Annotated in this window: 12 protein-coding genes; 4 read left to right on the top strand and 8 right to left on the bottom strand. The window is 60.6% G+C overall.

Annotation, left to right across the window (positions count from 1 at the left end):
* Window positions 1-8 precede the first annotated feature (8 nt).
* The 5 genes from ACP90_RS26805 to ACP90_RS28350 form a co-directional block, all read right to left on the bottom strand.
* The gene (locus ACP90_RS26805) at window positions 9-902 is read right to left on the bottom strand and encodes an MBL fold metallo-hydrolase (RefSeq protein ID WP_062491083.1); all 894 of its coding nucleotides are present in this window, start codon (window positions 900-902) and stop codon (window positions 9-11) included.
* 36 nt (window positions 903-938) lie between these two features.
* On the bottom strand, window positions 939-1,373 hold the full coding sequence (locus ACP90_RS26800) for a DUF6691 family protein (protein WP_062491082.1): 435 nt from the start codon (window positions 1,371-1,373) through the stop codon (window positions 939-941).
* Between the two features lie 4 nt (window positions 1,374-1,377).
* Entirely contained in the window at window positions 1,378-1,806 is a 429-nt protein-coding gene (locus ACP90_RS26795; protein ID WP_201030435.1) for a YeeE/YedE family protein, read from the bottom strand.
* Between the two features lie 329 nt (window positions 1,807-2,135).
* Window positions 2,136-4,211 carry a bifunctional DedA family/phosphatase PAP2 family protein gene (locus ACP90_RS26790; protein WP_062491078.1) on the bottom strand — a complete coding sequence of 692 codons (2,076 nt, stop codon included), beginning with the start codon at window positions 4,209-4,211 and terminating at the stop codon, window positions 2,136-2,138.
* Window positions 4,212-4,248: 37 nt separating this feature from the next.
* Window positions 4,249-4,434, bottom strand: coding sequence for a hypothetical protein (locus ACP90_RS28350; protein WP_139314197.1), 186 nt, complete (start codon window positions 4,432-4,434; stop codon window positions 4,249-4,251).
* On the opposite strand from ACP90_RS28350, the gene pap reads away from it, so the two are divergent.
* On the top strand, window positions 4,433-5,899 hold the full coding sequence (gene pap / locus ACP90_RS26785; protein ID WP_062491077.1) for a polyphosphate:AMP phosphotransferase: 1,467 nt from the start codon (window positions 4,433-4,435) through the stop codon (window positions 5,897-5,899). The genes ACP90_RS28350 and pap overlap by 2 nt on opposite strands.
* Before the next feature lie 256 nt (window positions 5,900-6,155).
* On the opposite strand, the gene ACP90_RS26775 is transcribed toward pap, so the two are convergent.
* Window positions 6,156-7,334 (bottom strand): aminotransferase class V-fold PLP-dependent enzyme, encoded by a 1,179-nt coding sequence (locus ACP90_RS26775; protein WP_062492040.1) that lies wholly within the window; start codon window positions 7,332-7,334, stop codon window positions 6,156-6,158.
* A 388-nt stretch (window positions 7,335-7,722) separates the two neighbouring features.
* Here ACP90_RS26775 and ACP90_RS26770 point away from each other — a divergent pair, with 388 nt between their 5' ends.
* Window positions 7,723-8,811, top strand: a complete 1,089-nt coding sequence (locus ACP90_RS26770) for an N-formylglutamate amidohydrolase (protein WP_022999233.1) — start codon at window positions 7,723-7,725, stop codon at window positions 8,809-8,811.
* Window positions 8,812-8,822: 11 nt separating this feature from the next.
* Here the strand turns inward: ACP90_RS26770 and ACP90_RS26765 are convergent, their stop codons facing one another.
* Both ACP90_RS26765 and ACP90_RS26760 read right to left on the bottom strand, forming a co-directional pair.
* Window positions 8,823-10,004: an FAD-binding oxidoreductase gene (locus ACP90_RS26765; protein WP_062491073.1), complete on the bottom strand. Its 1,182-nt coding sequence runs from the start codon at window positions 10,002-10,004 to the stop codon at window positions 8,823-8,825.
* Window positions 10,005-10,125: 121 nt separating this feature from the next.
* Window positions 10,126-11,343, bottom strand: coding sequence for an acyl-CoA dehydrogenase (locus tag ACP90_RS26760; protein ID WP_062491071.1), 1,218 nt, complete (start codon window positions 11,341-11,343; stop codon window positions 10,126-10,128).
* A gap of 157 nt (window positions 11,344-11,500) precedes the next feature.
* Between ACP90_RS26760 and gcvA the strand changes: the two genes are divergently transcribed.
* Window positions 11,501-12,424 (top strand): transcriptional regulator GcvA, encoded by a 924-nt coding sequence (gene gcvA / locus ACP90_RS26755; RefSeq protein ID WP_022999230.1) that lies wholly within the window; start codon window positions 11,501-11,503, stop codon window positions 12,422-12,424.
* Window positions 12,425-12,691: 267 nt separating this feature from the next.
* Window positions 12,692-13,600, top strand: a complete 909-nt coding sequence (gene yegS / locus ACP90_RS26750; RefSeq protein ID WP_062491068.1) for a lipid kinase YegS — start codon at window positions 12,692-12,694, stop codon at window positions 13,598-13,600.
* The last annotated feature ends 47 nt before the right edge of the window (window positions 13,601-13,647 follow it).

Below are 13,647 nucleotides of genomic sequence, written 5' to 3'. Positions count from 1 at the left end.
GGCCTCGATCAGAGGCCGTTGACCGGCACCTTCAGGAAGGTCTTGCCGCTTTCATCCGCGGGCGGCAGCTTGCCGGCGCGCATGTTTACCTGCAGCGAGGGGATGATCAGCTTTGGCATGTCGAGCTGGGCATCGCGTTCCGTGCGGAACTTGACGAATTCTTCTTTCGTCTTGCCGTCACCGACGTGGATGTTGTGTTCCTTCTCGGCACCCACCGTGGTCTCCCACTGGATGTCGCGGCCGTTCGGGCCATAGTCGTGGCACATGAACAGGCGCATGTCGTCCGGCAGGGCCAGTACCTTCTGGATGCTGTCGTAAAGCGTTGCCGCATCACCGCCCGGGAAATCGGCACGGGCCGAGCCACCGTCGGGCATGAACAGCGTATCGCCGACAAAGGCGGCATCGCCCATCACATGCACCATGCACGCCGGAGTGTGGCCGGGCGTATACATGGCAAAGGCGGTCAGCTCGCCGGTCTGATAGACGTCCCCGTCACGGAACAGGCGGTCGAACTGGCTGCCGTCGCGCTGGAATTCCGTGCCTTCGTTGAACACCTTGCCGAAGGTTTCCTGGACGACGGTGATCTTGTCGCCGATGCCCAGCTTGCCGCCCAGTTTCTGCTGGATATACGGCGCTGCCGACAGGTGATCGGCATGAACATGTGTCTCGATCAGCCATTCCAGCTTGAGATCCTTCTCGCGGATATAGGCGATGATCTGATCGGCATGGTCATAGGTGATGCGGCCGGCGGCGTAGTCGATGTCCATCACGCTGTCGACAACGGCGCAGGCGTTGGAAGCCGGGTCCTTGACCACGTAGCTGATCGTGTTGGTGGCCGGATCGAAAAAGGGTGTGACGTCAGGTTTGACACCCATGTCGACCGGATAGTTTGAGTTGCTCATAACAATCTCCCGTTTGTTTTTGCCGGCCGAGCCGGATCAGGCTTTTGCGGGTTGCTGGCGATGGCCGAGGGCGATCATCCATCTTGCGGTCAAGATGCCGGCAACGATAGCACCGGCGGTCAGCAGAGGCTCCATGCCCAGACCCAGCACCGGAACGAGACCACCCGGACAGAAACCGCTCAGGCCCCAGCCGATGCCGAAAACCGCGGAGCCGCCGATCAGTTTGGCGTCGAGATCGGTTCTCGAAGGCAGGTTGAAGCCCTGTGCCAGCAGCGGCGTGTTCATCCGGAAGACCAGACGATAGCCGATGGCCGTGACAAGCAGCGCACCGCCCATCACGAAGGCAAGGCTCGGGTCCCAGGTGCCGGCCACATCAAAGAAGTTCAGGACCTTGGCAGGGTCGCCCATGCCCGAGATCAGGATGCCGCAGCCGAAGAGGAGGCCAATGGCAAAAGCGGAAAGAAGTTTCATGCCGTTATCCTCCAAAGACGTGGCGGGTCAGGTAGACGGTCACACCCGCGGTTGCCATGAACGTGACGGTTGCCACGATGGACCGTGCCGACAGGCGCGAGATGCCGCAGACACCATGGCCGCTCGTGCAGCCGGAGCCATAGGTCGTACCGATACCGGTCAGAAAACCGCCGATCACCAGCATCAGCGGGGAAGACGGCACGGTGATTTCCGGCAGCTGCCCGGTTACGCCAAGCATGATCAGCGGGCTGGCGACCATGCCGGCCAGAAAGGCGGCGCGCCAGGCCCAGTCCTGGTTGAACTGCGTGGTCAGAAAGCCGCTGGCAATGCCGTTGATGCCGGCAATGCGCCCGAGCACGGCCATCAGGGCAACCGTGGCAACGCCGATCAGCGTTCCACCCAGGAAACTCATAAGGGGTGTAAAGTCAGTCATGATGTGCCCTTGATTACGATATATTCAAATATATGAATATACGAAAAAAGTATCAAGGGGTAATTTTCGATCGCGCTTCCGGGGCCGGGGAGCGGACACGCGAAAAACAAACTCGGCCATTGGTGCCTAACCCGCTGGAATAACGGCATCTTTTGGCGTGAAGCGAAGCCTTGATCCGAATATGTCTCACAAGAGAATGGCGGCCCATTAGGACATTTTTGGGACCGCGTTGTGTAGAGGCTCAACAGATCAACCGTCTCTAAACCAGCGCAAGGGGCTGGTCCGGAACGTGTTGCAGGCACCAGACCCGAACTGCTGCGATGGCGAGATTACTGAGCCTGCGGTGCAGCCACGGGCGTATCTTTTGCGGGAACCCCGGACGCAGCCGGAGGCACCGGGCCATAGCTGAAGCCGAGCACGACTTCCGTCCCGTCCGCTCGCTTTCGCGTTATCGCGCCAGGCAACAGATGGGCTGGGTTGTCGGTCGGGTCCGGAGTTTCGATATCCGTTTTTGGACCGGAGAACTCGCCCATCGGGCGCAGGATATCCTCATGTACCACGCTGCCGAGGTAAAGCGGATGCAGGCTGCCCGCTTGCAGGATGGCATAGCGGCTCGGCCAGAGCCGCAGCACCCAGCGTCCGCTTTTGTCTGCGTCGGCGGAAGGATCCTTGCGGATGAGAACGAGAGACGGTTGGCGACCGTTCTGGCTTCGAGGCAGGATCGGCAGGGAATCCGGCGGTGTCTTGCCTTCCACGAACCCGCCTGCACTCGAGAGGGACCATTTTGGTGGTTTCTGCCAGCCATCGGCTTCTGCAGCCTGGGCAAAGCGGTCCAGGGACCCGGTGTACTGGATCACCAGCGGTTCCTCGGTATCGCCATTCAGTTCGATCCGCTCAGCAGGCAATGCCCGCCAACCGCCTGCAAGCCAGCCCGTTGCTGTCAGCGCTTCGGTGTTGGTACGCGGCTCATAGATCTGTAGTGCCTTGTCATAGGTACCTGAAAGGTGCCAGGTGCCGAAGATGCCGAGTGTAGCAACGACAATGACGGCAAGTGTCGTCCGGCCGATCTTCTCGTTGTGGATCGGGCCGAACACGAAGGCGAAGGCGGAAACCATGCCAATGCCGAACAACAGTCCGGCCAGGACGTCCGACATCCAGTGGGCGCCAAGGTAGACACGCGAAAAGCCGATGGTAATGACCAGTGTCGCGGTGATGGTGAAAATGCTGGCCTTGGCCCAACGGCTGAGATCGTGGGCGATCAACACGGCGCAAATGCCGTAGAGCACCGCGTTCAGCGTCGCATGGCCACTGGGGAAACTGTAGGCGTCGGCACCCGCATAAAGTTCGATCGGCCGCGAGCGATGCAGCATCAGCTTGAACAGGGGCACGAACATGGCGGTGCCGGCCATCGCGATGACGAAGCCGATGCCGCGTCGCCAGGCTTTCCTCAGGAACAGATAGGCGGCAACCGCAACGGTAACGGCGGTAACGACGATCCCGTCGCCGAGCGATGTCACGAACACCATGATCCGGTCGCCGACCGGCGTGCGCAGGCTGTCGAACAGGTTCAGGATGGCAAGGTCGGCCCGCACCATCGGTTCGCCGGGGGCGATTTCTCCGACGATCCAGAAGAAGGCCGGCAAGGAAATCAGCAGGATCAGCGCGGAGGCCAGCATGCCTGCCGAGCGTGGATGCGCGGGGTCGAAATTGCGCGCAATCCATTGGGATACCCGATCCTGACGCTTGGCGAAGCGTTTGACGATGGCCGCATGGGTGTTGGGAAACAGCGGCAGGACAATCAGGATAAGCCAGCGGCCGAGCATCACCGCCAGGAAGACGATGACCAGGAGAGCGCCGAGCACCAGGGCCAGCCGTCCGCTGATCTGGCCGATGGCATCAAGTGCGGAACCTGCAATGATACCGGGGGCAATATGCACGATCGTCCAGGCGAAGGCGGAGGTGACGTTGACCACCGAAAATCGGGTGAAATTCATGCCGGCCATGCCGGCGATGCCTGGAACCACCGATTTTACACCAGGCACGAAGCGGCCGATAAAGACGCTCTTGCCGCCGTGTTTCTTGAAGAAATTCTCACCGCTTTCCACAATGTCCGCATATTTGTTCAGCGGCCACATGGTCTTGATCTTGTCCTTGAAGGTGTAGCCGATCCAGTAGGAGATCGCATCGCCTGCGGTCGCTCCCAGGGTCGTCCAGATGAACAGCGGCACGGGATCCAGCTTGCCGAGCCCGACAAGCGTTCCGGCGCCCACCAGCACCACCGTCGTCGGCACGAAAAGGCCGATCAGGAACAGCGCTTCGCCCATCGCGGCCAGAAAACAGATCAGACCTGCCAGGGACGGGTTTTCCGCGATGAAGGTCAGAACAGGATCAAGAAATTCGGTCACGGGGTCGGTCGTGTTGGTCGAGAAAAGTGAAAAACTGTCAAATGCCGGGTGCCTTCAAAGACGTGAAGCAAACGGTTACCGCTTCATATAGTTGCGCCTTCTTCCATCCGATAGCGAAAAATTGAAATCTCCTGCCATTCGGGAACATTGAAGCAAGAGATGGTTTTTTAAGTGCGGGTGTTTCAAGATGCAGCCAGTGCGTCTTTTCTTTTGAGGTCTTCATGTTTGAATCCGCCCGCCTGCCGCAGAACATGGACAAGAAAACCTTCAAGAAACTGGAGCCGCAGTTGCGCGAGGCGCTGCTGGCAGCCCAGCTGCCCGTTGTCGAGAAACAGCCGTTCTCGACGATGATCCTGGTTGATGGCCTGGATGGCGCGGGCAAGGGCGAAGCGGTTGCCCGGCTCTATGGCTGGATGGATGCGCGCCATCTTGTCTGCAACGCCTATGGCGAATTGATGGACGAGGCCCGGCTGCGCCCGCCGCTGTGGCGCTACTGGCGCGATCTGCCGCCCAAGGGCGAGACGGCCATCGTGTTCGGGAGCTGGTATCAGACCGTTCTGCGGGACTGGATCTACAAGAAGATCGACGAGGACGCGTTCGACAAGGCCCTGACCCGGATCCGCCGGTTTGAGGAAATGCTCGCCAACGAGGATGTGCTGATCCTGAAATTCTGGTTCTACCTGCCCAAGAAGGAACAGGAAGAACGGCTGAAGCACATCGAGAAAAAACATGCCGCGCGCCATGTGCTGGCCGACTGGGCAGCGTTGAAGCACCACAAGAAGGCGAGCGAGGCCGGCGAAAAGATCATTCTGGAAACCAGCAAGGGCTACGCGCCCTGGTTTGTCATCCCCTCGCAGGATCCCGAGTACCGGGATGCCGCGCTGGCACAAACGGTTGCCAATGCCATGAAGCTGAAGCTGGAGGACGGCGAACCGCATTCGATTGCCGCACCTCCCGTGGTCGGCGGGCTGAAGCGCGAAACGGCAGTCGACACCATCGACCTGACGGAAAAGCTGGAGAAGTCGGAATACGAAGAGCTTCGCGACAAGTACCAGAAGCAACTGTCCGATCTGTCGGACATGAAGTCCCTGTCCAAGACGGGTGTTGTTCTGGTGTTTCAGGGCAATGATGCCGCCGGCAAGGGCGGTGCGATCCGCAGGGTGATCCGTCCGCTCGATCCGCGCATCTACAAGGTTCACCCGATCTCGGCACCGACCGACGAGGAAAAGGCCCGCCCTTACCTGTGGCGCTTCTGGCGGCGCGTGCCGGCCAAGGGACATTTCGCCATCTTCGACCGGTCCTGGTACGAACGCGTGCTGGTGGAGCGTGTCGAAGGCTACGCCGGACACGACGACTGGCTGCGCGCCTACAACGAAATCAACGAGTTCGAGCAGGAACTCACGGACTTTGGCTACATTGTCTGCAAATTCTGGCTTGCCATTTCCGAGGACGAGCAGCTGCGCAGGTTCAAGGCGCGCGAGGACACGGCCTACAAGCAGCACAAGATCACGGATGACGACTGGCGCAATCGCCTGAAATGGGACCAATACGCCATCGCCGCCGGCGACATGATCGATCGCACATCAACCCACTACGCCCCCTGGACGCTGGTCTCCTCCGAAGACAAGCGCCATGCCCGGATCAAGGTTCTGAAAACGATCTGCGACCGGCTGGAGGAAAGGCTTTGAGAAGAAAAAGACTTCAAAACGACCCTCATCCTGAGGAGGACCGGTCTGGTCCGTCTCGAAGGATGGGCCGCTTGTACCGGACTATGCCGCCCATCCTTCGAGACAGCGCTGCGCGCTTCCTCAGGATGAGGACCGTCTTGCTGAAGGGGCTGGTGAAAATGCTGCTCAGCAAGCATCGCCAGGCATTTGAACCCGTGTGGAAGGCGGTCGATCGCGCTCAAAATTCAGACACTTTCCAGGACGCGTCCCACCGTTCTCACAGAGCGCCCGCCAGGTAATCCATCGCCGCCTGCACTCCGCCCCGCCCATGGGGAATGCCCAGTTTCTGGAAGCCGAGTTCGATGGCTGACAACGTGCCGAGCAGCATGACGGCGTTGACGTGGCCCATGTGGGCAATGCGGATGCCTTTGCCGGACAATTCGCCGATCGTTCCACCGATGGTGACGCCGCAAACTTCCTTGGTAAAGGTCCTTAGCGCCGCCACGTCGCCTTCGTTGAACCGCACAACGGTGACGGAGTTCGAGCGGGCATGCGCGTCGGTGATGTTGAAGTCGACCGCGCCCTTTTCCGCCCAGACCGCAACGGCCCGCCGGGTTGCCTCGCCCAGAAGGGCATGCCTGTGCCAGGTCTTCTCCAGCCCTTCCTCGAAAATGAGATCGAGAGCCTTGTGAAAGGCAAACAGAAGGTGCTCGGGCGGCGTTCCGCAGTATTTCTGGTAGTGCTCCGGCCCTTGCCGGAAAGTCCAGTCGGTGTAGTTGGTCCGCAGCTCCGCCGTTTCATGTGCCTTGTCGGCTTTCGGGCCGGCGGCAACAAAGGAGAGGCCTGGCGGGCACATCAGACCCTTCTGCGATCCCGTCAGCGCCACATCGACACCCCAGGCGTCCATCTCGAACGGCATGCAGCCTAGCGAGGCAATGGTGTCGACCATGAACAGGGCAGGGTGTGAAGCTGCGTCGATCGCCTTGCGCAAGGCGGCAATATCATTCCAGACCCCGGAGGCCGTATCGACCTGAACCACCAGGATAGCCTTGATCTCGTGGGCGGTATCCTGTTTCAGCCGTTCCTGCAGGTGGGCAGGGTCGACCCCCTTGTCCCAGGCACCGGGCAGAACCTCTATATCGAGGTCCAGCACGTTGGCAGCTTCTCCCCAGCCAAGGGCAAAGCGGCCGGACTCCAGCACGAGCACCTTGTCGCCACGCTTCAGCGTGTTGCACAGGGCGGCATCCCAGGCTCCATGACCGTTGGCTGCGTAGATGTAGGTCTTGCCTTCGGTCCGGAACAGACGCTGCAAACCGTGCAGGCAGAACCCGGTTGTTTCCAGCAAAGGGCCTTCATAAATGTCTACCGCAGGCCGGTGCATGGCCCGCAGGATTTCCTCCGGCACATTGGTCGGTCCTGGAATCATCAGAAATTCTTTGCCATTGCGAAGCGTCATGGCCGGGTCCTCGTTTGAAGGCAGATCCTGAACGGAAGGGGATGGGACGGCCTTGGCCGCCGAAAGATGTGTTGCTGTGAAAATTGCCCGCCTGCAGGCATCCGTCAAGACGCCAGTTGGTCAGCTCGCCGGATTAACATGCGCGATACGATGGTTTGTGCGACCGCGAAATAGTGTGGGAAAGAGAGCTTCGGACCGGAAACGGCTTTCACCCAGAAGCGGTGCAGGCAATAAGGGTTGGCAAGCTGCTGGAAACAATGATCTATTCGACCATGCTTTGTTGCGGGTGTGGTTACGTGTCTTCTGGTTGTAAAGAAAATGTCTTGTTTCCGTTAAGTAAGTTCTCCAAGTTAGAGGCCGTTTGGTCTCGTCGTTTAGGCGTTGCAGCATGATCCTGGTTGAAGAAGGACAAAGCCCGCTGATTGTCTGCCTGCCCCATTCGGGCACGGAGATCCCGAACGCTGTCGAAAAAAGGCTGAATGCCACGGGCCGTCTTCAGGCCGATCTCGCCTGGCGCCTGGAACGCGTGTTCGACTTTCACGGAGAGTTGAGCGCGACAGTGCTGCGCTCCACCATTTCCCGCTACGTTGTCGATCTGGACCGCGATCCCAAGACACCTGTCAGCGCTGCGCAGGATCCGACGCGCGCCTTGTGTCCCGCCACCACGCTGGATGGCAAGCGCATCTATCAGGAAGGCGAAGAGCCTGGCCCGACCGAGATCGAACAACGCACGCTGCTTTTCTATACGCCCTTCCACAAGGCCCTGCGCCGCCAGATCGACCGGCTTTTGCGAAGTCATCGCAAGGTGATCGTGCTGGATTGCCAGTCCATGCGTTCGAACATCAAGGGCGTTACCGAAAATGGACTGCCGCTGGTCAGTATCGGCACGGCGGGCGGAAAGTCGTGTGATCCGGACCTGCGCAATGTGCTGGTCGGCTCGTTCAAGGGGCGGGAAGGGTATACGGTCAGCGTCGATGAGCAGACCCAGGGTGGTTTCATCACCCATACGTTCGGTCGACCGGACCGCGGCCTGCATGCGATGACGTTGCTACTGGCACAACGCTCTTACCTGCGCCATGAGTCACCGCCTTTCGAGCCGGACAAGGTGCGAATGGCCCGTCTGACGGCCGTCCTGCAGGATGCAATGACGCGGCTGGTGGACTGGACGTCGGTGGGCGGTGCTTCATCTGGTCAGAACCAGATTGAAAGCCTGCCCTTGCCGGTGGAAGAGCCTCTGGTGGAGACGACGGACGCTGAAGACAGCGGCAGCAACGCTGGCCCGGTTACCGACAATGCCGAAGCGTTGACGGAAGGCGCGGCAGAAATCCCGGACGATATTTCGGCAGAAACGCCTGACGCGGCACTGGAAAAGGCGGAGATCAGCCCCGCCAATCCATTGACCCTGCCCAAGGTATCCAGCGCCCAGACGAGCAAGGTCGAGGACGGACCCGTCACGCCCTTGCTGGTGGCCGAGTAAGCTTCAGACGGTCAGACCACGTTCTTTTCGATAATCGGTGTTCCGGCAGCCAGCCGGTCGAACGCCAGCGGTGAGAGATCCAGCGTCTGATAGCCGCCTGTCACGACCAGTTCCGCAAGGCCGCGCCCAACCGCGGGTGACTGCTGCAGACCATGTCCTGAAAACCCGAGTGCCAGATAGAACCCGTCCAGCCCCTGCACTGCGCCGACAAAGGCGTTGTGGTCGAAGAGGTTCATGTCATAGCAGCCGGCCCAGGCAGCCCCCGGCCGGATTGCCTCGAAAGCGGGAACGCGCGTTGCCAGTGTCGGCCAGATATGTTCTTCGAAAAGGCCATAATCGACGTCGAAATCGTGGCAGTCCGGATCGCGATCTTCAGGCGGCGCCGAACCGCAGATGTAGCCGGTGCCTTCCGGGCGCGCATAGGTGCCGTTCGGATCGATCAGCAGCGGAAAACGCTCCAGCTTGTCCTTGCATTCAAAGGTAAAGACGCAGCGCTTTTTGGAAACGATCGGAACGTCCATTCCGGCCTGACGGCAAAGCTCGGCCCCGCCGGAAGCTCCGGCGCAATTGACGACGACAGGTGTCGACAGTCTCTCGCCCGTCGATAGCTCAACGCTCCAGCCGCCATTGCCGTCGGATGCCACCCTGGCCTTTGCGGCAATGTAGTCGACATCCAGCGACCGGGCCTTCTTGCGGAAGGCCTGCATCAGGCCATAGCCGTCGAACCAGCCTTCGCCTGTAACGCCATGGCAGCCTGCGGCGAGGTCGGAAACCTCCAGCCAGGGGAACTTTGCCTTGAGACCGTCCGGGTCAAGAAAGGCGATATCCGCGCCGAGCTGCTGCTGCAGGCGGTGATTTTCCTGAAGGATATTGAGCTTGTCGGGCGTTGCCAGGAACAGGTAGCCACCCTCGTGAAGATCGATAGCGGGCCTGTCGCCGTTCACGTTGAGCGCTGCTCCGATCTCCCGCAGAAAGCGGATGCCGTAAAGCGAAATCTCGATGTTGATGGCGCTGGAGAACTGCTGGCGAATGGACGCTGCCGACCGCGCGGAAGCGCAGGTTTCATAGGCGGGATCCGCCTCTATAACGACGATGCGTCCGGAAAAATCGTCGCGCATGGCCAGGTGGCAGGCGACGGACGAGCCCATGACGGCTCCCCCGATGATGACGACATCCGCAGTCTGGTCCGCCATGGAGCCTCCTCAAGCGCTGTCAGGAAAAACAACGGGCCTGCTGACGCAAACCCTTTTCAAGAGAACCGAACGAGAGACGGGCGGCTTGGCCGCCCGCATCAAATGTCATGACTTCAGGGTCTTAGAAGAACGCCTGCAGGCCGGTCTGTGCGCGGCCGAGGATCAGCGCATGAATGTCATGCGTGCCTTCGTAGGTGTTGACCGTTTCCAGGTTCTGGGCGTGGCGCATGATGTGGTATTCTTCCTGGATGCCGTTGCCGCCGTGCATGTCACGAGACTGGCGGGCGATATCCAGGGCCTTGCCGCAGTTGTTGCGCTTGATCAGCGAGATCATTTCCGGCGCCACCTTGCCAGCGTCGAACAGCTGGCCGACACGCAGCGCTGCCTGCAGGCCGAGCGTGATTTCGGTCTGCATGTCCGCCAGCTTCTTCTGGAAGAGCTGGGTCTGTGCCAGCGGGCGGCCGAACTGTTCGCGGTCGAGGCCATATTGACGGGCGCGGGTCCAGCAGTCTTCTGCAGCGCCCATTGCGCCCCAGGCAATGCCGTAGCGTGCGCGGTTGAGGCAGCCGAACGGGCCTTTCAGGCCGGAAACATTCGGCAACAGGGCATCTTCACCCACTTCCACACCGTCCATGACGATTTCACCGGTGATGGACGCGCGCAGGGAAAGCTTGCCGCCGACCTTCGGTGCGGTAAGGCCCTTCATGCCCTTGTCGAGCACGAAGCCGCGGATGGCACCATCATGAGCTTCCGACTTCGCCCAGACGACGAAGACATCTGCGATCGGAGCGTTCGAGATCCACATCTTCGAGCCGGTCAGCTTGTAGCCGCCGTCGATTTTTTCCGCGCGGGTGCGCATGCCAGCCGGATCGGAACCTGCATCGGGCTCGGTGAGGCCGAAGCAGCCGACAAATTCGCCGCTTGCCAGTTTCGGAAGGTATTTCTGGCGCTGTTCTTCCGAGCCATACGCATAGATCGGGTACATGACCAGCGAGGACTGCACGCTCATCATGGAGCGATAGCCGCTGTCGACACGCTCGATCTCGCGGGCAACGACGCCGTAAGCGACATAGGATGCACCGGCGCAGCCGTATTCTTCCGGCAGGGTGACGCCCAGAAGGCCGAGTTCACCCATTTCGTTGAAAATGCCCCGGTCGGTCTTTTCCTCGCGGTAGGCTTCGATTACGCGCGGCAGCAGCTTTTCCTGGGCAAATGCGCGAGCCGTATCCTGGATCAGCTGTTCGTCTTCCTTCAGCTGTTCGCGCAGGTGAAACGGGTCCTGCCAGTCGAAGGAGCCGCCACCGGCCGGTGAGGACTTAACATTCGCGGGTGCGTTCATGGTCGTGTCTCCCAGGCCGTGATCCGGCCAATGATGTGCGGCCGCTTGACGGCCAGGGTCATTCTATTTCCTCTAGTCTTGCCTCAAATCCGTTTGCGTAAAAGCGAAACCTCGTCCATCATTCATGACGAAATGGAATGAAGTAGGGGAATTTGCCATGCGGCGCGCCTTCGTCCCGCCGGCAGACACGCTGATCGCGTTCGAATGTGCCGCCCGGCATCTGAGCTTTACCCGCGCCGCGGAGGAACTGCACCTGACGCAGGGCGCAGTGTCCAAGCAGGTTCGCCAGCTGGAAGACAGGCTGGGCGTCGAGCTGTTTCGGCGGGTTCGCCAGCGCATTGTCCTGACCGACGCGGGCCGGATCTACCTTCACGATATCCGAGGGGCGCTGGAACAGATGACCGCGGCCACGCGGCAGGTGATGTCCTACGCCGGCAGTGCGGACGTCCTCAACCTTGCGGTTCTGCCGACCTTTGGCACCCGCTGGCTGGCGCCGCGGATTGCCGATTTCGGGCGCCGGTATCCGGACGCTGGCCTGAACCTGAGTGTACGCCTGCAGCCGTTCGATTTCGACGAGGAGCCGTTTGACGGCGCCATTCACCACGGCGACCCGGTCTGGGCGGGGGCGATCGCCGAGCGGCTGTTCGACGAGGAAGTCATCCCCGTTGCCTCACGCGTCTTTCGCGATCGGCACCAGATCCGCACACCTGCCGATCTTGCCCGCGTGCCGCGCCTGCAGCTTGCAACACGCCCGCTTGCCTGGCGGCAGTGGTTTGATCTTGCAGGCGTGGAAACAGATGCCGCCTTCCAAGGCGCGCGTTTCGAACAGTTCGTCATGATCTCCGAGGCTGCGATCCACCACGCCGGGGCCGCGCTGATCCCGCGTTTTTTCGTCGAGGCGGAACTGGCCTCAGGACGTCTCGTCCGGCTTTTCGACCTCTCCCTGTCACAACAGACGGCGTATTATTTCGTCTATCCGGAGGGGCGGACGATGCGGCCGGTGGTATCTGCATTCCGAAAATGGCTGATGGAGGAAGCGCGCACCGCACGGACGCGCCGGGAAACAATGCTGCCGGGCTGAAGCAGGCGTCAAGACAGGGCGCTCCGCACGACGGTTCCCCTGGACCTGACTTTTAAGCCATCGGCAGAAATTGAAACCGGCGGGCACATGACCCACTTTTCAGCGGAACGATTGCACCTTACCGGCGTTTTGCTCACAGGCACCAATCGGAGAGACCCGTCCCGCTTTCAAACTGCCGTATTCCCGCCCCGGGTTATGATCTGCTGCCATGCCTGATGGCAATTTTCCCTGCTCGTGTAAGAAAGAAGCAGGGACAAGGAGACGTAATTGGAAAAGCATCATCTGCGCCTGATCCTCAATGGCAAGTCCGCCGGCCGCGACGATGTCCGCAGTGCGGTAGAGGCCGTACGGTCCATGGGCCACGATGTCTCCGTCCGCGTGACCTATGAGGCCGGCGATGTCGAGAGACTGGTTCGCGATGCCCTGCGCGATCACGAGAGCGAGCGGATCGACACGCTTGTCAGCGGCGGAGGCGATGGCACCTTGAACGAGGTTCTGGATGCGGCCCTGCATGGTTTGCCCGAAGGGGAAAAGCCTCCTTTTTCATTTGCGGTTCTGCCTCTTGGAACGGCAAATGATTTTGCCAATCACATTGGCCTTGACCCGGCGGACATCACCTCCTGCCTGCGGTTTGCCGTGCGCGCTTCCGCCAAACCGACCGACATTGGCGAGGTCAACGGCTGTGTGTTCGTCAACATGGCAACTGGCGGCTTCGGTTCACAGGTGACATCACAGACCGACCCGAACCTGAAGCGTGTTCTTGGCGGGGCTGCCTATCTCTTCACAGGTCTGCAGCGGTTTTCGGAACTTTCGGCCTGCGAAGCCCGTATCGAGGCGGATGATTTCTCCTGGGAGGGCTCGTTCCTGGCGCTCGCCGTGGGCAATGGCCGCCGCGCAGGTGGCGGCATTCGGCTATGCCCCGATGCCAAGCTCGATGACGGCTTCCTCGATCTGACCATCGTTCCCTTCCCGCAGTCGGGCAAGGTCATCGATCTTTTGTCGGTGCTGCTGGACAGCGGCGTTGACGACATCAACGGCGGCCCGATCCAGCGCAAGGTGCGCAATCTGAAAATCGAGACCCAGCAGCCCGTGCAGTTCAATCTGGACGGCGAGCCGATGAATGGACAGTCCTGGCAGATTGGGATAAGGCACCACCAGATCGACCTCAGGCGCTGACGGTCGCCGCGCCCGGCAGCAGGCAGAAACGACGTCTTTCCGTCAGG

Source organism: Labrenzia sp. CP4 (genome assembly GCF_001579905.1).
GTDB classification, from domain to species: domain Bacteria; phylum Pseudomonadota; class Alphaproteobacteria; order Rhizobiales; family Stappiaceae; genus Roseibium; species Roseibium algicola.
Note: the sequence above shows the minus strand (reverse complement) of the source record. Positions and strands in the feature narration are given on the sequence as shown.